Below are 505 nucleotides of genomic sequence, written 5' to 3'. Positions count from 1 at the left end.
CGGCCGAGCCGTCCCCGGCCCGCCCGGTCGCCGACGCGGTGCGTCGCCGGCTCGCCCGTCCGGGTCCGGCCACGCCGGGGTTCTGGCTGGCGGCGGCCCTGGTCACGGGGATCGCGTTGCTGCTGCGGATGGTGAACCTGGCGCATCCGAAGGAGACGGTGTTCGACGAGGTCTACTACGCCAACGAGGCGTGGGACCTGTTGCAGCACGGGGTCGAGTGGAACCCTGAGGACAACACGCCGCAGTACGTGGTGCATCCGCCGCTGGGCAAGTGGATGATCGGGCTGGGCGAGCAGATCTTCGGGTACAACTCGTTCGGGTGGCGGATCGCGGCGGTCACCGTCGGGGTGGTCTCGATCCTGTTGATCGTGCTGGCGGCGCGGCGGTTGTTCCGTTCGACGATCCTGGCCGCGACGGCGGGGTTGCTGATGTCGCTGGACGGCATGCACTTCGTGCTGTCGCGGGCGGCGCTGCTGGACATCTTCCTGATGTTCTGGATCGTGGT

General features: G+C 68.9%; 1 protein-coding gene. It reads left to right on the top strand.

Annotated elements, in window-relative coordinates; all coding sequences use genetic code 11:
- A partial coding sequence (locus tag OP18_RS50715) for a phospholipid carrier-dependent glycosyltransferase (protein WP_425388715.1) occupies window positions 1-505 on the top strand: 505 nt, incomplete at both ends.

The organism is Dactylosporangium aurantiacum (assembly GCF_000716715.1).
Classification (GTDB): domain Bacteria; phylum Actinomycetota; class Actinomycetes; order Mycobacteriales; family Micromonosporaceae; genus Dactylosporangium; species Dactylosporangium aurantiacum.
This window is presented reverse-complemented; position numbering and strand designations above follow the sequence as displayed.